This window comes from Arthrobacter sp. HMSC08H08, assembly GCF_001807575.1.
Classification (GTDB): Bacteria; Actinomycetota; Actinomycetes; order Actinomycetales; family Micrococcaceae; genus Pseudoglutamicibacter; species Pseudoglutamicibacter albus.
In genome coordinates, this window is sequence record NZ_KV789376.1 from 255,225 (window position 1) to 279,937 (window position 24,713).

The following is a 24,713-nucleotide window of genomic DNA, read 5'->3' on the forward strand; positions in this document are numbered from 1 at the left end:
ACAGATACAGTTCAAGGCGGTGACCCTGATCAGGGTCACCGCCTTGAAGCTGGCTTAGAACTAGATCAGAACAGTGTCCTTAGAACTGTGCCGATGCTGAGAACTGTCGTGCCGATGTTTAGATCTGTGCCGAGATTGGGGTCTGGCCGTCAAGATCAGATAGCTGGTCTGCGATGTAGTTACGCAGACGGCCGCGGTAATCGGCTTCGAAGGCCTTGAGGTCTTCGATCTCGTCTTCGAGCATGCTCTTCTTCTGTGCAAGATCATCGAGCGTGCGACGCTTGGTTTCTTCGGCGTCGTCGGTGGTCTTCTTAGCTGCTGCTTCAGCGTCAGAGACAAGCGACTGCGCCTGAGCCTGTGCCTCGGAAACGATGCGATCGCGTTCCTGAGCGCCCTGGTTGACGTATTCGTCGTGGAGGCGCTGGGCCATCTGCAGAACGCCTGCGGCCTCGTCTGCGGTGCCACCGCCAGACGTAGATACCGGGAACGTTGCCTCGGTTGCCGCAGAGACTGGCATGACAGGCTCTGGAACATCGTGGTCTGCGGTCTCCGAGGTTGCGGAGACTGGTGCAGGAACAACGTTTCCTTCCTGGCATTCAGCCAGCTGGCGGCGCAGCTCGGCGTTCTCATCATTCAGGCGACGAAGTTCTTCTACAACCTCATCCAGGAAGTCATCGACTTCGTCCTGGTCGTAGCCTTCACGGAACTTCGTTGGCTGGAAGCGTTTGTTGACTACATCATCCGGCGTGAGGGCCATCTGATCTCCTCGATTACTCGGGTACGGTCACCAGCGATACTTTCGCCAGTCACGATGAATAAAGACTTAGAAACGCCTGTGCTGCGGATCAGCTCGACGCTTGCTTGATAACAACTATATAACGATTTTCGCTTTTTTGCGATGTTGACCGCTATTAGCGTCACAGCCTACACAAATCCTACACCCATTTGGAACACAAGTCCCTTCACAATGGACACCACGAAGAACACGAGAATGAACGAAAGGTCCAGCTGGACGCCGCCGAAATTCACCGGAGGCATCGCCTTGCGAACCCACCCGAGCAGGGGTTCTGTGGTGCGGTTGACAGTGCTCGCGAATACAAGAGCGGCGCCCCGCGGGCGCCAGTCACGAACAAAAGAGTCGATGAAACTCACGACAATGCGCGCCATTAGCAGATACATAAACACGCTCAACGCCAGATAAATCACGCCAAAGATCACGCCGATTGCCTCCGATTATCTTTCGATCTCGTCCCTTGCGAGCCGTATCGCCCCACAAGCGCCACTGCGTAGCCACCGAGCGATTCGGCGGCTACTGACAAAATCGGTAGCTACCGAACAAGTCAGTAGCTACCGAGAAAGGTGAAACTTAGCTTTGGTTGAAAAACGCTGACTGGCTATCCCCAGTGAGTTCTTCACCCAAAATTTCAACGCCATGCGGAGTGAGCAAGAAGACCTTATTGGTTACACGCTCAATATTGCCGCGTAGAGCGAACACGAGTCCAGCCGAGAAATCAACAAGACGCTTGGCCTCAGACTCCCCCATGTCAGTGACGTTCATGATCACCGGAATACCATCACGGAAGCTCTCACCGATCGTCTTGGCATCGTTGTAAGAGCGCGGGTGAACAGTCGTAATCTGACGCAACTCAGTGTCCTCCTCCGGCGCGGACGCCGCGCGCTTGATGGGCGTCACCGGAGCGCGGAATTCTTCCGCAGCTTTCGGCGCCGTCTCGGGCTGTGCAACTTCTACCAGTTGCGGTTTAGCCGGTTCTGGCTTCACCTCTACTGGCTTGGATTTTACCTCTTGGCGCACCTGCTCCGAAACGGCGGGCTTAACGGTCTTCGCCGGCTCAGGGCGCTTGAGGTCTTCATCCTCCGCCTCAGCCAGGCCTAGGTAGATCATGGTTTTGCGGAGGGCTCCTGCCATCGGATTCTCCTTAAGTAGATGCGTAGGTGCCTATGAAATTCAGGCACCTTTCAAAGCTAACGCACAGGTGAGCGAGAACCCAGCACATCCGACCCGATGCGTAGGTGTGTCGCCCCTGCAAAAATTGCTTGCTCTAGATCATGACTCATACCGGCCGAGATTCCACTCGCATCCGGGTGTGTTTCTTGAATTCGATGGGCCAGTTCACCTATCCGCTGAAAAGCTATCTCTGGCGCCTCATCTAGGGGTGCAACAGTCATAACACCACGCAACTGAAGACCCGGATTTTCAGCGATACTGTCGGCCAATTCGGGCGCATTATTAATACTTACGCCGCCGCGGCCATCATCGGGTTGGTCCTTCCGCACATCGACCTGAACGTAGCAACCAAGCGGTTCGAAACCTTCGTCCACCCGACGTTGCCCAGCCCTAGCCAGCGCCTTCACAAGTGAGGCACGATCAACCGAATGAATTTCCTGTGCATACCGGACCACACGATTAACTTTGTTGCTTTGCAACTGGCCGATGAAGTGCCAACGCAAATCCGGTGCATATTCGGCTAGTGCTGCGGCTTTAGGTGTAGCTTCTTGCTCGCGGTTCTCCCCCACGTTGCGTACCCCGAGGTCATACAGGGCAGCGACATCCGATGGTGGGAAGAACTTTGTGACCACAATGAGCGTGGGTTCCTCGGTTCGCCCCGCCTCCTTGGTTGCTCGCGTGATGCGCTCTTTGACTGCGCTGAGGCGGGTTGCAAGTTCTTCGCGGCGGGAATCGGTTGCGTTGAGGCTTGGTGTCTGCAGGTCCTGGGGTTGCCCGTGGGTGTTGCTCACTGTCTACCTCTTTTTATTCCTATTGAATGTTTCGCTGATAGATGATGGTCGCGTTGCGCTCGTGCTTGTTTTCTCCGCGGTAGGAGTACCAAGCGGAGTTCTCGAGTGTGCATTCGTCTGCCTCATGCACCAAGACTCCGTATTCTTCTAAGATGGCGCGGCTTGCTCGCGGCAGATCTAAAGATGGTGTTCCCCAGCTGGTGGTGGAAGCGATAACTTCCGATGCGGCCCCTGGCAGTGCGGCGACCGCATCGGTAACCATCGTTTGGGGCACTTCATAGCACCGCCCACAGATCGCCGGCCCGATCCACGCTTCAAGCTCGGCTGCATGTTGGTCGGTCAACGCTTTCAGGGTGTTCTGAATAACTCCGTCGATAAGACCTGTACGCCCGGCGTGAACTACTGCCGTAGCGGTGCGGCCTGCCGGGAGGCTCGCCGCGATCGCAATCGGTATGCAGTCTGCTGTCAACACGGCGGGGGCATACCGTGCACTGACATCGACCAACGCATCAGCTGTTGGCACATTGTGCTCTCGCTGGCACGTGTCAGCCCAAGCACCATCGGAATCAATGACCGCTACGAACGGGCTATGCACTTGCGACATGAAAGCCAGCGAACCCGGCTTCACACCAAGACGCTGTTCAACACGTGTCCGCGCGTGCAACACAAGCGCAACGGAGGGGCCCTCTACCGTATGTACGGCGAGGTTCCCCTCCGTGCGGCCTGTGAACGCTACGGCAACGTCCGGGTGAAGTGTGAACGTTTCGCAGCGCATTGGTTTACTTCAAGAAATCCGGGACATCCAGTGCGTCGCGCCCCGGTGGCATGACCGGTTCCACAACCTCTGGAACGTCGTTCTCTTCGTCTTCTTCTTCGATGCTGGCAGGAACCGGCAGGTCCTGTTCCTGTGTTGGGACCGGATGAGGCACCGCAGCGAGCGTCGGTGTTCCCGATGCCTGTTCATCAACGCGAGGTGGAACAGGCTGTTGGTTCGACTGGCTCACCTGGCTAGGCTGAGCCGGGCGGGAGGTCTTATCAACCTGGTCGAATCCGGCAGCGATGACGGTGATGCGCACCTGGTCGCCCATCGATTCGTCGATTGCGGAGCCAACGATGATGTTGGCTTCTGGGTGAACGACTTCCTGGACCAAGCGTGCCGCATCGTTGATCTCGAACAGGCCCAGATCCGAGCCGCCCTGGAAGGACAACAGAACGCCCTGCGCGCCTTCGATGCTTGCTTCCAAAAGTGGGGAGGCAATAGCCTGCTCGGCTGCCTCGAGTGCACGGTTCTCCCCGCTTGCGGCACCGATACCCATGAGCGCGGAGCCCGCGCCTTCCATGACAGTCTTGACGTCTGCAAAGTCGAGGTTGATCACGCCTGGGGTTGTGATGAGGTCCGTGATGCCCTGCACTCCTGAGAGCAAAACCTGGTCTGCGGCCTTGAACGCATCCAGCATGGTGATGCGTTCGTCAGAGATGGCAAGCAGGCGGTCGTTCGGAATCACGATGAGGGTGTCAACCTCATCACGCAACGCGTCGATGCCAGCTTCTGCCGAGTTCGCACGGCGGCGGCCTTCGAACGTGAACGGGCGGGTCACAACACCGATAGTCAAAGCACCCAGCGAGCGAGCGATGCGAGCGACGACAGGGGCCGCGCCCGTGCCGGTGCCGCCGCCTTCACCTGCGGTCACGAAAACCATGTCAGCGCCAGTGAGAAGATCGTTGATTTCTTCTTCGTGATCTTCTGCAGCCTGACGGCCAACATCCGGATTAGCGCCGGCGCCGAGGCCGCGGGTCAGTTCGCGACCAATTTCAAGGGTCACATCCGCTTCAGAGAGCATGAGCGCCTGAAGGTCAGTGTTGATGGCAATGAATTCGACGCCACGGAGGCCTTCCTCGATCATACGGTTGACTGCGTTGACGCCACCGCCGCCAACACCGACCACCTTGATGACGGCGATGTTTTCTTGTCCAACTGCCACGTTTTGGGTCCCTTGCTCGTAGGTATGTGCTCGTAAAAATAAGCTGACGCCGGAGCATCATGCGGTCCATGTGTATTGCATGGTGCTGAAGCGATCTCCGAGCCTATATATCGAGTAAACCGCCCACGCTAGGCCGCTTCAAACCTTGCGTGCGGCGTGTCGTTATGCCGGAGGGGAATTCATCCCTCAAGCGTCCATTTTGGCCGCTTTTCATTCCATATCTTTCAACCGTTGGTTGAAGCTCTTGGTTCTCGCCAGGCTACGCCACTCGTGCGATTATTCATTGCTCGTGACGGGTCGCTGAGGCGTTGAGACATCAATGACCTTGTCTTTGACGTCTTTTTGGTTGAGGAACGTTTCAACCAACGCGGCCTTCATAGGCCCGTCCTCAGGTCCGCCCCACACAATCTTACGCCCGTCACGCAACTTGAACGTCACGGTGTCCACTGATTTCGCTTCTGCCTGCTTCAACGTAGCCAAAACGCCACCGGGAAGTTCCGCAAGCGCCTGGACTACACCGTCGAAAATCTGATGCCCAGGGTCTTTCTCCGGAACACTCACCAGAGGCAGCTTATCGGCCTCATCACCAGATACTTCCTTGAGCGCCACGCCGTTATCGCCAACGATCATCTTCTTACCGTCACGTTCCATGACAGCAACCTGTCGATGCTCAACAACCTCAACGCGCAGATCATGCGGACCATCCAGCTGGATACGGACATCCTGAATAGCGGGGAACTTCTTCAGAAGACCCGTGATCTCCCGGTTGTTAAGACTGCCGACCGGTTTCCCCTCCAGCGGCTTAAGCGCCTCAACGATCTTGGCGCTATCGGCAAGTTTCGAACCGGAAACGCTGACCTTTTCAACCTTGGCTAGCGGGCTGAACGACAACGCAACCATGCCGCCCACAAACAGCAAGCACGCCCCAACACCAGCCATCCGGCGCCACTTCTTCCGTTTGCGAGCCTGATCCTTCTTATGAGGCCGAATCGGCGTCGGAGCAGGTAACGGCGCCTCGCTCTGAGACTCTGGAACGAGCTCAGAGTCCACATCAGGCTGAGAGTCCGCCTCTGGCTGCGGTTCAGGTGGCGGCGGTTCAAACTGGGACACCGGAGCAACGCCGTCTGCCGCCGTGCTGTCTTGCGCTGTGCTTTCTTGCTCCGTGCTGTCTTGCCTAGCTCCGGGCTGCTCAGCGCTGTCTTGTTCAGCGCTGTCTTGCTCAGCGCTGCCTGTTTCCTTGGGACGGGCTACCGCGCTGAACTCAAGCTCGTCATCGGATTTCATCCTGTGTATGTTTCACCGCCCTCGGAATCTTCGTAGCCGTCCTCCTCGATGGCTTCCACGATCTGTGTGCCAAGAGCTGTGACATCACCGGCACCGAGCGTTAGAACCACGTCCCCTGGACGGGCAAGCTCCGCAAGCCGTTCGGCAACATCCTCGGGATCAACCAGCGCATACTCAACACCCACGTGGTCAGCGATCAACTGGGTGGTTACCCCCGGGATGGGGTCTTCACGGGCAGGATAGATGGGAAGCAACGTGACCGTGTCAGCAAGGGAGACCGCATCAGCGAAGCCGTGCGCGAAATCTCGCGTCCGGGAGAATAGATGCGGCTGGAACACAGCGTGCACGCGCCCCTCGCCTGCAACATCGCGGGCCGCGCCAAGGGCCGCGGTCACCTCCGTTGGGTGATGCGCGTAATCGTCATACACGCGAACGCCTCGCGCCTGTCCCTTGTAATCGAAACGGCGAGAGGCCCCCTGGAACTCTGAAAGCGCATCCGCGCACGCCTGCGGTTCGAAGCCGAGCAGAACACCCACCGAGATCGCGGCCACCGCATTCAAAACATTGTGCGCACCAGGAAACGGTAGATCCAGCTGGGCCACACCACTTGGCGTTGTGACCTTAGCCGTGGCACCAATCCCGTGAGGTTGCATGCGGGAAACACGCACATCGGCGTCAGAGGTGAAACCGTAGCCAACCACTTTCGGGCCATGTCCAGAAGCCGAAACCTTAGCCGCAAGCTCGGCGCCGCCAGCGTCATCCAGGCACACCACCACAGCGCCGCCTTCCGGAACGCGCTGAACATGCTTTTCGAAAGCCTCCGCAACAGCCTCAGCGGTCCCATAATGGTCCAGGTGATCCGGCTCAATATTTGTCACCACAGCGATGCGCGGCTCATAGTTCAAGAAAGAGCCATCCGACTCATCAGCCTCAGCAACGAAAATATCGCTGCCTCCGGCGGCCGCGTTCGTTCCCAAACCACCCACCGTGGCACCCACCGCAAAAGAAGGGTCAGCGCCCAACGTGGACAGCATCGTCGTGATCATCGAGCTCGTGGTGGTCTTACCGTGCGTACCGGCAACCGTGACCGACCTGCGGCCCTTCATAACCAACGCGAGCCCCTCGGAACGATGCAGAACGCGCACGCCAGCCTCACGCGCGGCAACCAGCTCAGGGTTATCCTCACGAATCGCAGAGGACATCACGATCGTGTCCACACCATCAACGTGCTTGGGCTTGAAACCAACGAACGTACGTGCACCGGCGGCCTCAAGCTCATCCAGAACCGGCAGATCCTTCGCATCCGTCCCGGAAACCTCCACGCCCGCAGCAAGATACAGCCGCGCAACCGCAGAAACCCCCACACCTCCAATGCCCAAGAAGTGAACCCGACCCAAATCAGACAGATTCAGCTCGTCAACAGTTCGCTGTGTGGAACGGGTATCAGAACCCGAAGCATTCATGGTGTGGTTCCTCCACTCACGGCCCCTCAATCCACAATGGCTAAGAGGCCTCGAAACAATTTTGAGATGCCTAACTTCACTGAGAAGAACGCTGGGAAGCGTGCTGTGAAGCAATATCGACAATGGTTCTCGCCATCGTCTGCGCCGCGTCAGTAATACCAACGGTAGCCGCCGCGATACCCATCCGCTCAAGACGCACCGGATCATCGAACAGAGCCATCACGTTCTCAATCAGCCAGCCGCTAGTGAGCTCGGCATCCTCAACCATGAGAGCCGCATGGGCATCAACTAGAACTTTACCGTTGAGCGCCTGCTCACCGTTACCCACCGGCAACGGAACCAAAATACCCGGCAATCCCGCGGCCGCGACCTCACTCACCGTGCCAGCGCCGGCACGGCACACGATCACATCCGCGGCCTCATACGCCCGCTCCATCGCATCCACGTAAGCGAGCTGAACGTACGCGGCACCATCAGTGGCGCCTTGAGCCTCAATACCCTTACCCACACCAGTGATGTGCAGAACCTGCACCCCACGGCGCGTCAGCTCCTCAACAGCACCAGCCAAAGCCCTATTGAGATTCACAGCCCCCAAAGACCCGCCGGTAACCAACAGCGTTGGCGCCTCCGGATCCAAACCGAAACCACGCCGAGCCTCAGCCGCGCCCCCTGCACGGTCCAGATTCGCGATCGCCTCCCGCATCGGCATCCCCACATGCCTAGCGTCAGCGATCTTCGTCTCAGCGAAAGCCGTACCAACAAACGCGGCCTTCTTCGCGCCCATCTTATTGGCCATCCCCGCACGAATATTCGCCTCGTGGATCACCACCGGAACCTTAGCCTTGAACGCAGCCTTATACATCGGCGGGCACACATACCCACCCACACCGACCACCACATCGGCATCAACGCGACGCAGAATCTCCGCGGCACGGCGGCCAGCATCAAGATACTTACGCGGAAACTGCAGTGCCGCCTTATTCAGCCGCCGCGGCATCGGAGCCTTAGGGATCAACTCCAATTCGAAACCCGCATCGGGAACCAAGCGGCTCTCGAGCCCCTCCTCGGTACCCACTACCGTGATCCGTGCATCAGGGTGCATCCGGCGAACCGCACGAGCCATCGCCAACAACGGCGAAACATGGCCGGCAGAACCGCCACCCGCAAACACAATAGAAAGCTCAGAACTCACGCCTGACCCCTTCTCGCCCAACGCTAAACTCCGTCCTTCTCACTAGCGTCAGTTACAGCAACGCTATGTACAACAGCCTCACTACCGTCAGCGTCTTCCTCAGCCGCTGAGGCAGCTACAAACTTTGCACGCTGAGAAGCCATAATCTCAGTCCGTGCAATGTTCAACACCAATCCCACGCCAATCAACGTAGACAAAAGTGCCGAACCACCATAAGAAATAAACGGCAACGGGACACCGATCACCGGAAGCATCCCAGAAACCATCCCGATATTCACGAAAGCCTGGAAGCCGATCCACGCCATCACGCCGCCACACACAACCCGCGAAAACAGCGAATCCCCCCGGAAACCGATCCGGTAGATACACACGATCATCACCATGAACGCCGCGATAATCGTGAGCGTGCCCCACAAACCGATCTCTTCACCGATGATCGCCACAATGAAGTCATTCTGCGCTTCCGGGATGTAGCTCCACTTCAAACGCGACTGGCCTAAGCCCACGCCCGTCCAGCCGCCAGAAGCCAACGCGAAACGGCCCTGCAACGCCTGGAACCCAATCCCCTGCGCATCGTCCTCTGCGCCCTGACCCGCGAAAGACAAGATGCGCATCATACGGTTTGGGCTAGCAAAAACAGCGACCACCGTCATCGCAAGCCCCGCAGCCCCAAGCAAACCCATGACACGCCACGGAGCGCCCGAAACCAGGTACATCACCGCGAGGATCCCGGCGAGCACCAGTACCTGCCCGAGGTCCCGCCCCAGCAGCACCAAAGCAATCGCCATGCCCACCACCACAGCAACCGGAACCAGTGCATGCATCGGCTGATCCATCACACGACGTTTACGCTCAAACATCGTGCCGGCGAACAGAACCATGACAGGTTTGAGCATCTCAGACGGTTGCAAGGTCACCGGACCAAACTGGAGCCAGTTCTTATTACCGTTGACATTGACACCGATCACCAGAACCAACGCCAGCAACCCGAGCATCCCGATCATCGCAATCCACGCCAGACGCTTCAGCCACGCGGTCGGCATCGCCATCATCACGAACATGCCCACGATGCCCATCACACCGAAGGTCGCCTGTTTGATGAACAGCGAATACGGGTCGCGGTCAGCGGACACGAACTCGACGGCCGAGGAGGACAGCACCATCACGAAACCGAACGCCGTCAGCAACAGTGTGGAAGCGATCAAGACATAGACCGTGGTGCGCAGGCCCGCGGCGTCTGTGAGTTCGATGCGGCGCATCTGGCGGCGAAGGAACCCTCTACGTGGCTTAGCGGTGGCCATGGGTACCTCCTGCAGTTCTCCGGTATGGTGCCTCATCCGATGGTTGCTGTGCACGGCCGGTGGCCTTGCTCAGCTGGTTGCCTGTGTGTCAGCGCTCGGCGGTTTATTCGGGTGATTTACCGAGTGCCTCAGCGACAGCCTTCGCGAACGCGTGGCCGCGGGCCGCATAGGAGGCGAACTGATCCATGGACGCCGATGCTGGCGCGAGCAGGACGGTGTCGCCTTCCTGTGCAACGCTGAGCGCGTGGCTGACAGCTTGCTTCATGACGGCCTCACCAAGTTCTGGTGTGACCTTATTAGGCTTACCAGTTTCTCCCACCTGGGTCCGAAGAACGGGGACGTTGGGCGCGTGTTGAGTGAGAGCTTCCTCAAGTGCGCTCGTATCAGTGCCGATCAACACCACTGCCCGAAGGTGGTGGCTGTGCTGCTGAACAAGTTCGTGGTACTCAACGCCCTTGGCTAATCCGCCAGCTACCCACACCACGCTCGGATACGCAGCCAGTGCCGCGTGAGCTGCATGCGGATTGGTTGCTTTAGAGTCATCGATCCACGTGACACCATCAGCTTCGGCGATCGTCTGGATGCGGTGCTCACCACGGTCATAGGCCCTCAAGCCAGCGGCAACACCTTCGGCGTTGATACCGGCAGCACGCGTCAGTGCCGCGGCAGCCAACGCGTTCGCGACAGTGTGATGGGCTGGACGCGGCCCCAGATCAGATAGCTGCGCAAGCTCTTGGGCCTGCGTGCGGCGCTCCGCGATATAGGCGCGGTCCACCAGCAGGTCCTCAACCACACCAAGCATCGAAACGGCCGGGCTCTGAGTTGTGAAGCCAATCCCCCGGCACCCTTCAACCACATCGGCTTCTTCAACCATCGCAAGCGTGACCGGATCTTCCGCGTTGAAGATCGCCGCGATCTTGGTGCGCTCATAGATTTTGGCTTTATCGGCCTTGTACTGTTCAAAACCGCCGTGCCAATCGACGTGATCCTCAGCGATGTTGAGCACCGTGGATGCCAGCGGAGAGATCGAATACGTATGGTGTAGCTGGAAGCTGGAAAGCTCAACCACCAAAACGTCATAGCCTTGCGGGTCCCGGATTGCATCCAAGACCGGCGTTCCAACGTTGCCGACCGCGATCGCACGGAAGCCGTCCTGACGTAGCATCTCCGCTGCCATCGTCACGGTCGTGGTCTTACCGTTGGTGCCGGTCACGCACAACCATTCCGCTGGTTCGGCCAACTCGCGGCCATCGCGTACACGCCACGCAAGCTCAATCTCGCTCCACACAGGAACCCCGGCTTCGCGCGCCTGAACCAGCAACGGGTGGCTCGGCCGCCAACCTGGGGAAACAATCACAAGATCAGGTTGTTCACCATCGACCGCAGGCATGGCCTCGACGTGCTCGGTACCGAGTTCAACCGATACCGCACCAACAATTTCCAAGGTCTGTTTGCGTTCGCGGTTGTATTCGTTATCAACACCATCGACGACAGCGACCTTCGCGCCGAGCTCAACCAAAGTGTCAGCGGCTGCGAAACCACTCGCGCCGATGCCGGCTACAACAACACGCAGCCCGCCCCAATCGGCACCCCACGAATCGAGGTGTTCAAGTCCTCCCAGCATGGGTAGCTGCTTGGTCATACTCTCACCAGCCAGTCCAGATAGAACAAGCACAAGCCCGCGATCACGAACAGGCCGCCCAAGATCCAGAAACGCACCACAACGGTGACCTCTTGCCACCCCTTGAGCTCAAAGTGGTGCTGGAGTGGAGCCATGAGGAACACGCGTTTGCCACCGGAGAGTTTGAAGTAGCCGACCTGGATGATCACGGACAGTGAGATCAGCACGAACATGCCCGCAATCACGATCAGTAGCAACTGGGTGCGGCCCAGGATCGCGAACGCCGCTACAGCGCCACCGAGCGCGAGCGAGCCGGTGTCGCCCATGAAGATGCGTGCGGGTTTGGTGTTCCACCACAAGAAACCAACGAGCGCACCGATCAGGATCACAGCCCAGATCGCAAGATCCATAGGGTCGCGGACTTCGTAGCATCCCCCCGCCATGGCACGATGCGTGCCGCAGCTTTGGGTTTCCTGCCACAACCCGATGAGGGCGTACGCTGAGAACACGAAGATCGAAATACCTGTCGCCAAGCCGTCGAGGCCATCAGTCAGGTTTACGCCGTTGGTGGTTGCGGTTGCGATCAAGTTAGCCCAGATCACGAACAGGACCCCGCCGAAGATAGGGCCTGCAAAAGCTCAAATCAAGCCACGGGATATCGCGTGCCGCGGAGATCATCATGGAGCCAGGCGTGCGGCCCTGCTCATCCGGGAACATGAGCGCAAGCACCGCGAAAGACACGCCCACGATGCCCTGGCCGAGGATCTTCTGCCACGGGGTTAGCCCGAGCGAACGTTCCTGCCGGATCTTCGCGTAATCGTCAAAGAAACCGACCATGCCCATCCCGGCCATAAGCAACAGCAGCAAGAGGCCCGATGCGGTTGGTCCCGCGGTCGGCGAACCCAACAGCGCCAGAATCAGGTGAGTCAGGAAGTACGCGAGGATCGCGGCCGTCACGAACACGGCGCCGCCCATCGTGGGGGTTCCGCGTTTGGACATGTGGCTTTGCGGGCCGTCTTCGCGCACGAACTGCCCATAGCCGCGGCGAGTCAGCAAACGGATGAACAGCGGGGTGCCTGCGAAGGAAATGATGAGGGCTATGACGCCACCGAGTACGAGTCCGAGCATGTATCAGCCCTCCCGTGTCTGCTCAGCGTTAGCGAATTTTTCACCGAACCAGCGTAGTCCTGCCCCGTTCGAGGATTTGAAGAGCACGACGTCGCCTGGCTGGACGTTATCGTTGAGGAAAGTTTCGGCTTCCTCAGTGGTTTCGAACCAGTATGCCTCTTCACCCCACGAGCCTTCCTGGACCGCTGCGGAGTGGATCGGTTTAGCGCCGCGGCCCACAACCACCGTTTTAGAGATGTTGAGGCGTACCGCCATGCGGCCGAGCCGGTCGTGTTCGGTGATGGAGTCTTCGCCGAGTTCGAGCATCTCCCCCAGCACGGCCCATGTGCGGCGGGGCTCGCTGTGCGGGTTTCCACGTTCGATCTCAGCGAGCAGCTGGAGGGCTGCCATCATGGATTCCGGGTTGGCGTTGTAGGCGTCGTTGATGACGGTGACGCCGTCTGCGCGGTCAGTGCGTTCCATCCGGTGCCGTGAGATTGCCCCGAGTCCGGAGAGAGTGTCTGCGATCAGCCCGGATTCGATCCCGGCTGCGCTGGCCGCGGTCGCCGCGGCCAAAACGTTGGCTACGTGGTGGCGGCCAACTAGGCCAGAGGTGACTTGCCGGACGGAGCCGTCTGGGAACGTGAGGGCGACGACGGGGTGGCCGCTCCCATCCAGGTGCACGTTGGTTCCGTAGACGGCACCAGCGATGTTGTCCTCGCTGTCTCCAGCAGCGCCGAGGGATGCGGTTGCTGGGTCGCTTTCGGTGAAAGCCCAGACGGGTGCGTGTGCGGCTTCGCGCATGTTCCACACCGTGGAATCGTCCTTATTGAGCACCACAGCGCCCTCAGGGCCGACCGCTTCAACGAGCTCACGTTTGGTGAGAGCGATGTTTTCGATGCCGCCGAACTCGCCCACGTGGGCGGTGCCGACCATGAGGACCACGCCGATATCTGGTTTGACGATGTCGGCGAGGTAGGCGATGTTCCCGCGCTGGGTGGCCCCCATTTCGGCGACCAGGTACCGGGTATCTTCCGTCATCTCGAAGACGGTGAGCGGCAAACCTACCTCGCCGTTATAGGAGCCTTGCGGAACCACGGTGGGTCCTTTATGGCTCAAAATAGCGCCTAGGAGGTCTTTAGTGGTGGTTTTGCCTGCGGAGCCGGTGATACCGATCACGGTGAGCTCACCGTGATCGCGGACCGTTTCAACCACGTGGCGGGCAAGCACACCCATCGCGTCAACAACGTTGTTGACGATGACCATCGGCAGCGGCTGACCTGCGGCGTCGGTGACTTCGCGTTCCCCGAGGACCGCTACCGCGCCGTCGCCGATGGCGCTTGCAGCGAATTCGTGTCCGTCGGTCCTCTCCCCTGGCTTCGCTACGAACAGCGCGCCGGGGGTGACCTCGCGGGAATCGGTGGTGACTGAACTGACGTGCGCGTCAGTATTCACCGGGCCGTACAGGCGGCCTCCAGTGACTTCGGCAAGTTGGGAAATGGTGAGAGTGATCATTGTTCTGTGGACTGACTCTACTCGGTCTTGCTGGTTTGTTGCACGAGTGCGGCTCTTGCCTCTTCACGGTCGTCGATGGGGACCATGATTCCGCTGACTTCCTGGGCGGTTTCATGCCCGCGGCCGGCAAGCAACACAACGTCGTTTTCGTGGGCCATCTGGATGGCCTGGTGAATGGCTGTGGCACGTGGCGCGGCTTCAATGACCGTCGCGCCGGTGCGTGCGGCCGCTTGTTGCGCTCCTTCGATGACGGCGGCGCGGATGGTTGCCGGGTCTTCATCGTGCGGATCGTCATCGCTGACGACCACGATGTCAGCGTTTTCTGCTGCGATGCGGCCCATGATGGGGCGTTTGAGTTGATCGCGTTCCCCGGTTGCACCGAAGATTACGATCACTCGGCCTTCTTGCGTACGCACGGATGCGAGCGCTCGTTCAAGCGCGTCAGGGTTGTGAGCGAAATCGACGATTACAGCGGGGCGAGTTGATACGACCTCCATGCGCCCAGGGACGCTCGGGGTCAGCGGGGATGGCTCGGCAGCTATTGCTTCTTGTAGCTTGGCCGCCGGAACGCCAGAGGCGATAACCATAACCAACGCGAGCGCTGCGTTGGCGACGTTGAATTCACCTGGCATGTCCACGTGGGCGTCCAGGGTTTGGGACACACCGGCGCTGTCGGCTGGGCCTGTGAGCGTGAAACGGTAGCCGAGGTGCTCACGGCGGATATTTGTCACGTTCCAGTCGGCTTCCGCACCGTCCTTGGTTTCAGTAGCGTTCACCGAGAGGGTTTGCACCGGGATGCTCGCGGTTTCAGCGAGTTTCTTACCCCACTCATCGTCTACGAGCACAACCCCGCGACGCGCGTGTTGGGGGGTGAACAGCTCGGCTTTGACGTTGAAGTATTCCTCCATGGAGCCGTGTAAGTCCAGGTGGTCTTGGGTGAGGTTGGTGAACCCCACAACGTCGTAGAGCAGCCCACTGATGCGGTGAAATTCGATCGCGTGGGAAGAGACCTCCATCGCGATGGTGTCCACACCGGATTCGCCCATACGGGCCCGCAAAGAATGCAGCTGGGTCGCTTCTGGAGTGGTGAGTTTAGCCTCGATGGTCTCGGTTCCGGACTGGATTTCGATGGTCCCGATGAGCCCGGTGTGGTGCCCAAGTGCGGTGAGGAGGGAGCGCACCATGTAGGTTGTGGTGGTTTTGCCGTTGGTTCCGGTAACACCGATGAGGGCTGGCAGCGGCGCTGGGCTCTCACCTGAGCTGTTGGTGGATGAACTGTAGATGCTTGCGGCGAGATCCCCCAGCTGGGTGCGCAAGTTTTCGGTCACCACAACGGGTGTGCTCGTCGCGCTTGTCTGTTCAGCGCCAGCCTGCCCCGAAGCAATGATGTCTGCACCGGCGGCGTCGGTCACGATCGCGGCAGCACCGGCCTCGATTGCTTGGGCTGCGAAGCGTGCCCCGTGGGTTTTCGCCCCAGGTAGAGCCGCATAGAGGTCGGACTCCTGGACGGCACGGGAGTCAAGCGTTATCCCGGTGACTAGGGTTTCAGCTTCGGTGCTGCCGAGGGTGGCGTGTGGGAAGAGCTGTGCAAGCGTCACACCGGCTGTGTGGTTTGGCCGGAAGGCTCGTTCAGCTTGCGCCGCACTGGTGGGGGTCTCAGACACGGGTTTCCTTACCATGGATAGTTTTGTCGTTCGCCGGAGAATACTTTATATGCTTGCGACTTCGATTCCGTTGGCGCGAGCCCTCGGCTACGTACGGTGGCTTCCATGATGCGCGTGAATGTGTCCCCGACCGACCAGTCTTTCCAATTACCTTTCGGGTGGTGCATGGTCACGAGTACAAGGTACTGGGGGTCTTCGGCTGGTACCAGCCCGCCGAAGGCTTGCGAGTGTTGATCGAACTTTCCGCTGGGGCCCTGGGCCTGTGCGGTACCGGTTTTACCGGCTACCCGGTAGCCCGGCATCTTCATTGCGTACGCGGTGCCGTTGTCAACCACCGATTCCATGGTCCGCATCATGGTTTTCGAGGTTTCCGGGCTGATAACGCGGCGTTTGTCGCCGGTCGGCGCTTTAGTCTTATTACCTTCCGCGTCGACGTAATTTTCGACGATGGTCGGCGTGATTTGTTCGCCTCCGTTGGCGATGCCTTGGAACATGGATGCGGTGTTCATGGGTGAGAGCGAATAGCCTTGCCCGAACATTGTGGTGAGGCGTTGACGTTGGTCCCAGTTCTCTGAGTTCAGGAGGATCCCGGGGTTGCCGGGGCCGAGGCCTACGTCGAGGGAAGAGCCGATGCCGAGGTTCTTCATGAACTCGTAACGATCCTGATCGGTGAGCCGTTCGCCGATCATGACGGTTCCGGTGTTATAGGAGCGAGCGAAGATGCCGGCTCCAGTCATGTTAAAGGTTGCGTGCGGCATCGAGTCAGAGATGACTTCGGTACCGAACTTTTTCTTATTCGGCACTTTGAAGTTTTCCTCGGGTTTGAGTTTGCCTTGCTCATAAGCGAGCGCGAACGTCGGGACTTTACCCGTGGATCCCGGCTCGATCGCTTGGGAGATCGCCGTGGATGTACGGTAGTCGGCTTCGGTGTCGGCGGGATCGTTGGGGTCCATCGGTGTCGAGTCAGCCAACGCCAGAATGCGCCCGGTTTTAACGTCCATCACGATCGCGTTGACCCAGAGGGCGTTGAACTGCTTGCGTTTGGCCATCACGGCTTCTTGGGCGGCCCACTGGATGTCTTGGTCGATTGAGAGCTGCACGTCTTGGCCGTCAACGGCCTCTTTTTCGGCTAGTGCCGCACCGGGGATGCGGACCCCGTCTGCGGAGCGTTCATAGACGCGTTCCCCTGGGATGCCTTCGAGGTATTTCTGTTGTGAAAGCTCGATGCCGCTGGCACCTACGCCTTCCGCGTTGGTGAAGCCAAGCACTTGACCTGCGATGGGCCCGTTGGGGTATTCGCGGTGGGCGCGTTGTTCGCTGGTCATCCACGGGAACCCGACCCGTAGGACGGCTTCCCTGACTTTAGGGGTCACATTTTTCGCGATGACCGAGTACCCGTTCTTGGGTTGCCCCTCAACACCGAGCATGAGGTCGCGAACTTTATCGGGGTCTTTGCCGAGCTCGTATGCGACTTCTTCCGCGGCCTGCTGCGCGGTGATCGTTTCCCTCTTCCCCGTTTCTGGGTCTTTGCGGGTGAACTCTTCGGTGACGAGGTTCTGGTTGACGATCAGGTCGTAGCGCACTACGGACATCGCGAGGACTTCGCCCTTGCTGTCGAGGATGCGGCCGCGGACCGGGTGCAACTCCTCAGTGGTTGTGCGTGAGGAGAGCGCGTCTGCTGCGGCCTGTTTGGAGTCGATCCCTTGAACCCAGATCATGCGCCCAGCAAGCACGAGCATGAGCAAGAGGACAAGCATGAGCAGCGTCCGCATGCGGTAGACGGAGCGAACCTCGGCCGTGCTGCGTGCCATGGATGACTCCCCTCGTGTGATTAGTGTCTAGTCACCAGCGTTATCTGAGCTGGTCTGCGGACCTGGAATGCTTCCGCCATTGAGGTCCTTACCGGAAAACGGCTTGGTGTTCTTTTTATTATCCCCGGCAGCTTCTTTGGCTTTCCCCTTCTTGGAAGGGGTGTCGCTGACCTTGCCGCGCTCCCCTTTCGCATCATCACGAGCGCCCTTCTCCGCCACGCCGCTCTGAGGCGAATCCGCTTTCTCAGAGCCAGCCGCATCCGGGCTTGTCGGTGCGGGAGCCTGTGCGCCCTGGGCGGTGTTCTGTTTAGCCTTTAGTTCTTGTTGGGCGCGGGCGAGTTCGCGCTCGTTATAGTCAGGTTCGCGCGGGGCCTTGACGTGCGGGCCTTTGGCGAGATCGTTGCCCTGTTTCTTGGCTTCGGTCGCTTTGCCGTAGATCTCCTTTTTATCCACATCGATCGTGGCAGCACTTCCGGATGCGGTCATTCCCAGCTGTGCCGCGCGTGCCGCGAGGTTCTGCGGGGACTTCTTGTTGAACAGTTCACTGCTGCGTGCTTCATTGTCTTGCGTGAGCTTCTGCTCCTGCTTTTGCAGCTGCACGAGTTCGTATTGCCCTTTGGCTACCTTGACGTTGATGCCCAGAGCCGTCGCTACCGTCGCCGCCATGATCACAAGGCACAACAGGATGAAGCTCAACACTTTCTTGCGGGGCTTGTACTCGATAACCGAGAGCGGTTTCCGCGTTTCAGTGCGAACGCCCTGAGGGGTTTCGGCTACGCGAAGCTGACTCGCGGTTCCGCTGAATTCCTCGGTTTGCGGTTCCGCGTGGGCGGGTTCGGCCCTGAGCAGTGGTTGCGCGCTCATGAGTTCCTCCTAGAGCGATGGCTAAAGCGGTCTGTGTAGTGGTGGCGGCTGAGGGGTTCGCGGATGCGTTCGACCGCTCGTAGTCTTGCTGCGGCGGCACGGGAGTTTTCTTCGACTTCCCTTTCCGTCGGTTTCTCGTTGCCGCGGGTTATGAGCCGATATTGGGCTTTGTGTTCTTCGGGTTCGATGGGTAGCCCTACCGGCGCGGATGAGGTCGTTGCTTGCGCGAAGGCGTATTTAACGAGCCGGTCTTCGAGGGATTGATAGCTCATGACCACGATGCGGCCTCCGTTAGCGACGGCATCGAGGGCTGCAGGTAGCGCGGATTCAAGGACGGCCAGTTCGTTGTTGACTTCAACGCGGAGCGCTTGGAAGGTCCGTTTGGCGGGGTGTCCGCCCTTGGTTCCGCGCGGGTAGGCGTCGATGATGAGCTGGGCGAGTTGCCCGGTCGTCGTGAACGGCTCAGTTTCGCGTGTGCGCAGGATCGCGTCGATGATGCGGCGTGCATGGCGTTCTTGGCCGTAAGCCTTGAGCACGCGGGTTAGCTGCTGATGCGTGTAGGTATTGACGACCTCGGCCGCGGTGAGTTCCGCGGTGGTGTCCATGCGCATATCGAGCGGGGCGTCGTAAGAATAGGCGAATCCGCGTTCACGTTCGTCGAGTTGATACGAGGAGACACCGAGGTCGAACAGGATGCCATCGACGGCTTCGATGCCAGCGGTTTCGAGTGCCTCGTCGATGTTGTCGTAGGTGGTGTGGCACGGCACTAGCCGGTCGCTGTATTCGGTGAGGCGCTCTGATGCCATGACGAGCGCATTGGTGTCGCGGTCGATACCGATCACGTGGACGTCCGGGTTGCGTGCAAGCAACTGGTAGGTGTGGCCACCCATGCCTAGAGTTGCATCGATAACCCACGGTGTGCGGCCGGCGTCACGCGCGGCGTCGATTCCGGGTTGCAACAGATCGAGGCAGCGCTCAAGTAACACTGGGACGTGGCGCTCAGCTGCCGACTGCACGCGGCCTGATGCTGCGCCATCGAAAGCGTGGGCATTAACTGCCTGACTTCCTGCCGCGCGCTTGTTCTTTGTCACTGTATTGCCACCTCCCTACGGGGTCTGTTGCTTGTGCTGATGGTTTAGGTAGAAGTCTTGGTGTTAAAGGCCTGGTGTTGGCAATTCGCTGGTGAACATTCGTTGGTGAAGATGCTCCGAGGGGCTCGTTCCCCCACCGCGTCCCTGGCGGCTGGCCCGGCTCAGGGGAAGTTGAGTCGGGATATCCACTGGGTTTCGCGGGAGGAGAGCGCGCCCCTCGGTTTTCCGGTGTTTCTGATGCGTTGACTGGCTGGCGTGCCGGCAGGTGGATCAGAAGAATCCGGGTATCACTTCTTCATTTGTGTCTGAGAAGGAATCTTCCTGCTCAGCGAGGTAGGAGTTCCAGGCCTCGGTGTCCCAGATCTCCGCGCGGCTACCGGCGCCGATCACGGTCACGTCGCGATCGAGACCTGCGTAGGTCCGTAGCGGTTGCGGGATGGTCACGCGGCCCTGCTTGTCTGGCACCTCATCAGAGGCACCGGAGAGGAACACGCGAATGTAGTCCCGCGCTTGCTTGGAAGACATCGGGGCGGCCCGCAACTGCTCGTGGACCGCCTCGAATTCCTTCACGCTGAAAACGTAGATGCATCTTTCTTGGCCTCGGGTCAAGACGAGCCCTTTGCCCAACTCGTCACGAAACTTGGCCGGAAGAATGATGCGCCCCTTCTCATCAAGACGTGGCGTATACGTCCCAAGGAACATAACGCCACCCCTTTCCGAAAGTGGTGAGGTTCAGGGGGTCTGACTCCCTGAACTCCAGCTCGCTCCAACGCCCTCCACTTTACTCCACATCCCTCCCCCGTCAAGTGGTTTCTGGGTGTTTCATATATTTTCTGTGAATTGTCTATGCCTATTTTCCCGCGAGATTACGCGGTTTTTAGCGGCAGGGGTGAAAGTGGAGGATTAAAGGACGCCCAATCTACGCTGCAAGCGATAACCCCCAGTTTCACGCACAAAGAGCGGCTAAAGGTCGATCGCGGGGGCGGCGGTGGATGGAAGTGGAGGAGGCCCCATTTGGGACTTGGGTGACACTTCAACCAACCTCCATGAGGGTTGGGTGACACCTCAACTAACCTCGCGGCAGATAGCGTCACTTTCCGGAAAGTGTTCATATCCACATGCGCCTTGTGAACGTATATGATGATTCATAGCTAAATCACAGCTTGAGGGTGTCGCGAGCACCGAAGAAGATTTCAATAAGGATTCATTGATGCGTACTCCACACAACACACGTGGGCTCAAACGTTCTGCGCGCTCGTCGTTAACTGCGCTATCTGTCATTGCTTTGACAGGTAGCTCGCTAGCGATTGCCCCTAGCTTCTTCTCCGCTGAGCCAGCCGCCACAGCGTCTGCACTCTCGGGCGGAATCCGAGATAAAGCCGGCGCTGTGGAGCAGGAGCAACAGAAGCCCTCGGACCTGTTAGCCGGCTCGTGTGAAGTTTTCGGTGGCGGCTCATCTGGCAGTCAGGCCGGTTTCACATGGACGACCCTAGAGCCAAGCCAGCACAGCGCTGATAAGACCATATGGGGCTTGAGCCTCGCGTTCGACAATTCGAAGGATCGAACGTTCGCAGCCTGGGGTTTTAGTAATTCTGGGCTCCTTAGTGGTGTCCTGGACCCCGGAACCATTTCCTCTATGGACGTCGGCCAGACTCTTTTTGGCGCTGAGGGACCGGTGACTGCTAAGGCCGATGAACAACTCGAGATCAAAGCCAGTCGTTCCCAAAGGAATCTGATCCTCAGCTCAGAACTGACCGGGGATAAGGTCAAGCAGTATGCACAGGCCGATGCTGGAAACCCCGTGCGTTATGCCTGGCAAGGAAAGTACACAAAAGATAACATTGACGGCCGCAAAGCGACTCAGGGCCAAAACGCTGGATTTACGGCTGTTGTGAATCCGTGGCCAAGCGAGAATGACAACTGCTCGCCTATTTCCGTGTCCTGGGAAAACCGGGAAAAGCTTGTGGTCACCCCGGGTGAAAAGGTCAAGGTAGGCCGCATCAGTGCCGACGCCCCATCGATGCCGCGCATGGTTGTTGAAGCCTATGACTCTCAGGGCAAGTTTATCGGCACCAGCAACACTGAAGCTTCCGGTGGCCAAGCACGTTTGCGCGTCGAAGATAACGGAGACGTGTACTTCACAATGCCTGAATACAAGGGCACGGAGCTCAACGCCCAACAGGGTGTCCGCTTCAGCGTTCTCGCCCTGCCACGCTCCGTTGAACAGCTGCAGGCTGCGATCGATGCGGACGCGGATAGTTACGGGCAGGCTTTCCAGGAATCCAATGCTCTGCCCCGATACAACAAAGCCAACGTCATCGACTCACACCAGTGGAGTCTCGACGATACCCAGTTCCATGACCCGAAATATGACAAGCGTGATGCCTCGATCATCTCTGGTGTTGAAAGTCCTCAAGGCCCGCTGGCTAAAGATCGCCAGTCAGTGACCTTCACCCAGGTACCGGACCTGATCAAGGACCTGGTGAAGAAGAAAGAAGACGGCGGTTTCGAAGCCGATGTCGAGCTTGATGAGAAGTACGTTTATGAAGGCTGGGACGCAACCCTGGACCCGGAAACCTATAACGTCACCGTCACGGCACCGAAGAATCCAATGCCGGGCACGTTCGCGCAGCCGCGGGTTGTGATCACCTACTCCAACGGCTCGAAAGACGAGCTTCCGTTGCTGGTAGTTGTTGAACCGAACAACACGCAGGTAACGGACCTGGTCAAGCCTGCTATTGCACCAGGTAAGCCGAACCAGGACATCGATTCCCAGATCAAGACCAAGGCCATCATGAAGGGCCACAAGGCTGTGGCGCCGGCCAAGTACGAGGTCGACGATTCCTCTGTGCCTTCGGGCTGGACCGTGACCGTGGACAAGAACGGCAAGGTCACTGCGAAAGCTGACGACACCGTCCCGCTGGGAACCGTGATCTCCCCGAAGGTCAAGGCCACCTACCCGGACCACACCACCGACGAGGTCGAGGTGCAGTTCCAGGTTGTCAACGACATCAAGGTCCCGACCTACGGCACGGAAACCAAGAAGCCTGGCGAGAAAGCCAGCTTGAAGCCAACCCTGCCCGAGAAGGGTCTAAGCGGTAAGGAAAGCGACGAGGCACCAAGCCGTTACACCTTCGAAGACGGCACAACCACGCTCTCCAAGAACGGTTGGACCGTCACGATCGATGAGAACACGGGCGAGATCAGCACCGAGGTCCCGAGGGACGCAGAGCCAGGCGACCAGCTGGACATCCCTGTTCTGGCCCACTACGCATCGGGCGCTAAGCCTCAGGAAGCAACCGCTACGGTCTTTGTCATCAAGGGTGATGACATCCCGACCTACACCGTGGAATCCACCGGCCCCGGTAACTCTGTGGACCACCAGGTCAGCAACGCGCCGAAGGGCTCGACGTTCTCCTTCGGTAAGGACGGGGACCAGCCGATCCTCGAACAGGAAGTTGACGGCTGGAAGTACACGATCAACCCGGACACAGGAGTGGTCACCGCGACCCCTCCTGCCGATTCCAAGCCAGGTGATCAGAAGACCATCAACGTCACCGTTGAGGCCCCAGACGGCTCTTCCCCGAAAGTGCCAGTCACCACGGTGGTCAATTTGAGCAACAACTGGGAAGCTGAACCGTCATATCCGGCGGAGACGGTCTACCCGGGCGGTACCGCGAAGTTGCCGGTCACGATTGATAAGCCGGATCATGTGAAGGTCGCCAAGGAGAACCCGTTCACGGTGGGTGATGTTCCTGCAGGCTGGACTGTCACGGTTGATGACAACGGCACGATCACCGCGACCGCGCCGGAGGATGCGAAGGCCGGAGACGAGGCGAAGATCCCCGTCACGGTGACCTACGCGGATGGCTCGAAGGACACCGCGGTTGCCGTGGTCAAGGTTGTGAACGTGCCGGCGCGTGAGGTTCCGTTCAAGGTCGAATACAAGTACGACGACACGCTGCCTGCTGGCGAGTACAAGGTTGATACCGAGGGCAAGCCGGGTAAGGAGAAGCAGAACAAGGACGGCACGTGGGAGCGCATTGAAGAACCTGTCAACGAGGTTGTTCGAGTTGGCACTAAGCCTGCCGAAAGCGCGAAGGACGTGACGTGGACCGTACCGATCCCGTTCCCTACTGAGGTTCGTGAGAACCCTGACCTGGCGCCGGGCGAAACCAAGGTTGTCCAGGAAGGTGAGGACGGCGAGAAGACGTTCACCTCTAAGTTCACCGCTAAGGGTGATCAGGCCGAGGTGGTCGAGGAGAAGACCACTAAGGAACCTGTCCCCCGCATTATCGAATACGGGCCTCGCCTGGGTACCCAGGAGTTGGTCACCACGGTGAAGAAGCCGGTTCCGTTCGAGACGGAGGTCGTGCTCGATGACACCCTCGAAGCCGGCAAGCAACTGGTCGAGCAAGAAGGCAAGCTCGGCGAGGACACCGTGACCTCGACGCAGAAGCTGGTTGACGGTAAACCATCCGGTGAACCTGTTGTTGAAACCAAGCGCACCGCGGAGCCGGTCAAACAGATCATCCGTGTAGGCACCAAATGCGATTGCGAGGACCCGTCGGACGGGCCAACCGAAGAACCGAGTGAAAAGCCGAGTGATACGCCAACTGAGGAACCAAGCGAGGACCCGTCGGACGAGCCAACCGAGGAGCCGACTGAGGGCCCGAGCGATACGCCATCTGAGGAACCAAGCGAGGCCCCTTCCGAGGAACCAAGCGAGGCTCCAAGCGCGGCGCCGAGCGAATCGCCAAGCGAATCGCCAAGCGAATCTCCTTCTGAGAAGCCGAGCGAGACTCCGAGCGACGGTCCAAGCGAAGGCCCTAGCGCCCCGGGCGGTGGAGACGGCGGTGACGGCGGTAAGCCGGGCCAGCCAGACAACCCAGCTCAGCCAGACAATCCCGCTCAGCCTGAGAACCCGGGTGAGTCTAATGCGCCGGGTGATTCGTCGTTGGCCCGTACGGGTATCAGCGCTGAGGGTGCGCTGGCTTCGGTTGCTCTACTGATGCTGGGTGGTGTCAGCCTGCTGGTTTTGCGCCGGCGCGCATCGTAGCG

The 24,713-nt window shown here is 59.1% G+C and carries 18 protein-coding genes and 1 pseudogene; 1 reads left to right on the forward strand and 18 read right to left on the reverse strand.

The features are described from left to right. Positions 1–118: 118 nt before the first annotated feature. The 18 genes and pseudogenes from HMPREF3175_RS02415 to mraZ form a co-directional block, all read right to left on the reverse strand. Positions 119–757, reverse strand: a complete 639-nt coding sequence (locus HMPREF3175_RS02415) for a DivIVA domain-containing protein (protein ID WP_035754490.1) — start codon at positions 755–757, stop codon at positions 119–121. A gap of 167 nt (positions 758–924) precedes the next feature. Beyond that, complete coding sequence (locus HMPREF3175_RS02420; RefSeq protein WP_052048220.1) at positions 925–1,218, reverse strand: YggT family protein; 294 nt, start codon at positions 1,216–1,218, stop codon at positions 925–927. A 148-nt stretch (positions 1,219–1,366) separates the two neighbouring features. Beyond that, positions 1,367–1,927, reverse strand: coding sequence for a cell division protein SepF (locus HMPREF3175_RS02425; RefSeq protein ID WP_035754487.1), 561 nt, complete (start codon positions 1,925–1,927; stop codon positions 1,367–1,369). 56 nt (positions 1,928–1,983) lie between these two features. Next, positions 1,984–2,757 (reverse strand): YggS family pyridoxal phosphate-dependent enzyme, encoded by a 774-nt coding sequence (locus tag HMPREF3175_RS02430; protein ID WP_239446418.1) that lies wholly within the window; start codon positions 2,755–2,757, stop codon positions 1,984–1,986. Between the two features lie 19 nt (positions 2,758–2,776). After that, positions 2,777–3,532 carry a purine nucleoside phosphorylase YfiH/LACC1 family protein gene (locus tag HMPREF3175_RS02435; protein ID WP_070490520.1) on the reverse strand — a complete coding sequence of 252 codons (756 nt, stop codon included), beginning with the start codon at positions 3,530–3,532 and terminating at the stop codon, positions 2,777–2,779. 4 nt (positions 3,533–3,536) lie between these two features. After that, the gene (gene ftsZ, locus HMPREF3175_RS02440; protein ID WP_035754483.1) at positions 3,537–4,739 is read right to left on the reverse strand and encodes a cell division protein FtsZ; all 1,203 of its coding nucleotides are present in this window, start codon (positions 4,737–4,739) and stop codon (positions 3,537–3,539) included. 276 nt (positions 4,740–5,015) lie between these two features. Then, positions 5,016–6,023, reverse strand: a complete 1,008-nt coding sequence (locus HMPREF3175_RS02445) for a cell division protein FtsQ/DivIB (RefSeq protein WP_070490522.1) — start codon at positions 6,021–6,023, stop codon at positions 5,016–5,018. Further along, on the reverse strand, positions 6,020–7,486 hold the full coding sequence (murC, locus tag HMPREF3175_RS02450; RefSeq protein ID WP_083285391.1) for a UDP-N-acetylmuramate--L-alanine ligase: 1,467 nt from the start codon (positions 7,484–7,486) through the stop codon (positions 6,020–6,022). Before murC ends, HMPREF3175_RS02445 begins: the two co-directional genes overlap by 4 nt. 76 nt (positions 7,487–7,562) lie before the next feature. Then, entirely contained in the window at positions 7,563–8,678 is a 1,116-nt protein-coding gene (murG, locus tag HMPREF3175_RS02455) for an undecaprenyldiphospho-muramoylpentapeptide beta-N-acetylglucosaminyltransferase (RefSeq protein ID WP_035754479.1), read from the reverse strand. 23 nt (positions 8,679–8,701) lie between these two features. Beyond that, the gene (ftsW, locus tag HMPREF3175_RS02460) at positions 8,702–9,979 is read right to left on the reverse strand and encodes a putative lipid II flippase FtsW (protein ID WP_070490524.1); all 1,278 of its coding nucleotides are present in this window, start codon (positions 9,977–9,979) and stop codon (positions 8,702–8,704) included. 103 nt (positions 9,980–10,082) lie between these two features. Beyond that, complete coding sequence (murD, locus tag HMPREF3175_RS02465) at positions 10,083–11,603, reverse strand: UDP-N-acetylmuramoyl-L-alanine--D-glutamate ligase (RefSeq protein WP_070490592.1); 1,521 nt, start codon at positions 11,601–11,603, stop codon at positions 10,083–10,085. Positions 11,604–11,617: 14 nt separating this feature from the next. Next, positions 11,618–12,728, reverse strand: a pseudogene (gene mraY, locus HMPREF3175_RS02470) (phospho-N-acetylmuramoyl-pentapeptide-transferase). 3 nt (positions 12,729–12,731) lie between these two features. Further along, a complete protein-coding gene (gene murF, locus HMPREF3175_RS02475; RefSeq protein WP_070490526.1) occupies positions 12,732–14,222 on the reverse strand; it encodes a UDP-N-acetylmuramoyl-tripeptide--D-alanyl-D-alanine ligase in 1,491 nt (496 codons plus the stop codon). A gap of 17 nt (positions 14,223–14,239) precedes the next feature. Next, positions 14,240–15,886, reverse strand: coding sequence for a UDP-N-acetylmuramoyl-L-alanyl-D-glutamate--2,6-diaminopimelate ligase (locus HMPREF3175_RS02480; protein ID WP_256276240.1), 1,647 nt, complete (start codon positions 15,884–15,886; stop codon positions 14,240–14,242). 8 nt (positions 15,887–15,894) lie between these two features. Beyond that, positions 15,895–17,697 carry a peptidoglycan D,D-transpeptidase FtsI family protein gene (locus HMPREF3175_RS02485; RefSeq protein WP_052048215.1) on the reverse strand — a complete coding sequence of 601 codons (1,803 nt, stop codon included), beginning with the start codon at positions 17,695–17,697 and terminating at the stop codon, positions 15,895–15,897. 27 nt (positions 17,698–17,724) lie between these two features. After that, on the reverse strand, positions 17,725–18,561 hold the full coding sequence (locus HMPREF3175_RS02490) for a cell division protein FtsL (protein ID WP_070490529.1): 837 nt from the start codon (positions 18,559–18,561) through the stop codon (positions 17,725–17,727). Next, entirely contained in the window at positions 18,558–19,577 is a 1,020-nt protein-coding gene (gene rsmH / locus HMPREF3175_RS02495) for a 16S rRNA (cytosine(1402)-N(4))-methyltransferase RsmH (RefSeq protein WP_070490593.1), read from the reverse strand. The genes HMPREF3175_RS02490 and rsmH overlap by 4 nt, the downstream gene beginning before the upstream one ends. Positions 19,578–19,922: 345 nt before the next feature. Continuing rightward, complete coding sequence (gene mraZ / locus HMPREF3175_RS02500; protein WP_035754472.1) at positions 19,923–20,354, reverse strand: division/cell wall cluster transcriptional repressor MraZ; 432 nt, start codon at positions 20,352–20,354, stop codon at positions 19,923–19,925. Positions 20,355–20,862: 508 nt separating this feature from the next. Here mraZ and HMPREF3175_RS02505 point away from each other — a divergent pair. Continuing rightward, on the forward strand, positions 20,863–24,711 hold the full coding sequence (locus HMPREF3175_RS02505; protein ID WP_070490530.1) for a YPDG domain-containing protein: 3,849 nt from the start codon (positions 20,863–20,865) through the stop codon (positions 24,709–24,711). Positions 24,712–24,713 lie beyond the last annotated feature (2 nt).

Coding starts and splice junctions, on each gene's coding strand:
- HMPREF3175_RS02415 (WP_035754490.1), bottom strand. CDS start 757: ATGGCCCTCACGCCGGATGATGTAGTCAACAAACGCTTCCAGCCAACG.
- HMPREF3175_RS02425 (WP_035754487.1), bottom strand. CDS start 1,927: ATGGCAGGAGCCCTCCGCAAAACCATGATCTACCTAGGCCTGGCTGAG.
- HMPREF3175_RS02435 (WP_070490520.1), bottom strand. CDS start 3,532: ATGCGCTGCGAAACGTTCACACTTCACCCGGACGTTGCCGTAGCGTTC.
- HMPREF3175_RS02445 (WP_070490522.1), bottom strand. CDS start 6,023: ATGAAATCCGATGACGAGCTTGAGTTCAGCGCGGTAGCCCGTCCCAAG.
- murC (WP_083285391.1), bottom strand. CDS start 7,486: ATGAATGCTTCGGGTTCTGATACCCGTTCCACACAGCGAACTGTTGAC.
- ftsW (WP_070490524.1), bottom strand. CDS start 9,979: ATGGCCACCGCTAAGCCACGTAGAGGGTTCCTTCGCCGCCAGATGCGC.
- murD (WP_070490592.1), bottom strand. CDS start 11,603: ATGCTGGGAGGACTTGAACACCTCGATTCGTGGGGTGCCGATTGGGGC.
- murF (WP_070490526.1), bottom strand. CDS start 14,222: ATGATCACTCTCACCATTTCCCAACTTGCCGAAGTCACTGGAGGCCGC.
- HMPREF3175_RS02485 (WP_052048215.1), bottom strand. CDS start 17,697: ATGGCACGCAGCACGGCCGAGGTTCGCTCCGTCTACCGCATGCGGACG.
- HMPREF3175_RS02490 (WP_070490529.1), bottom strand. CDS start 18,561: ATGAGCGCGCAACCACTGCTCAGGGCCGAACCCGCCCACGCGGAACCG.
- mraZ (WP_035754472.1), bottom strand. CDS start 20,354: ATGTTCCTTGGGACGTATACGCCACGTCTTGATGAGAAGGGGCGCATC.
- HMPREF3175_RS02505 (WP_070490530.1), top strand. CDS start 20,863: ATGCGTACTCCACACAACACACGTGGGCTCAAACGTTCTGCGCGCTCG.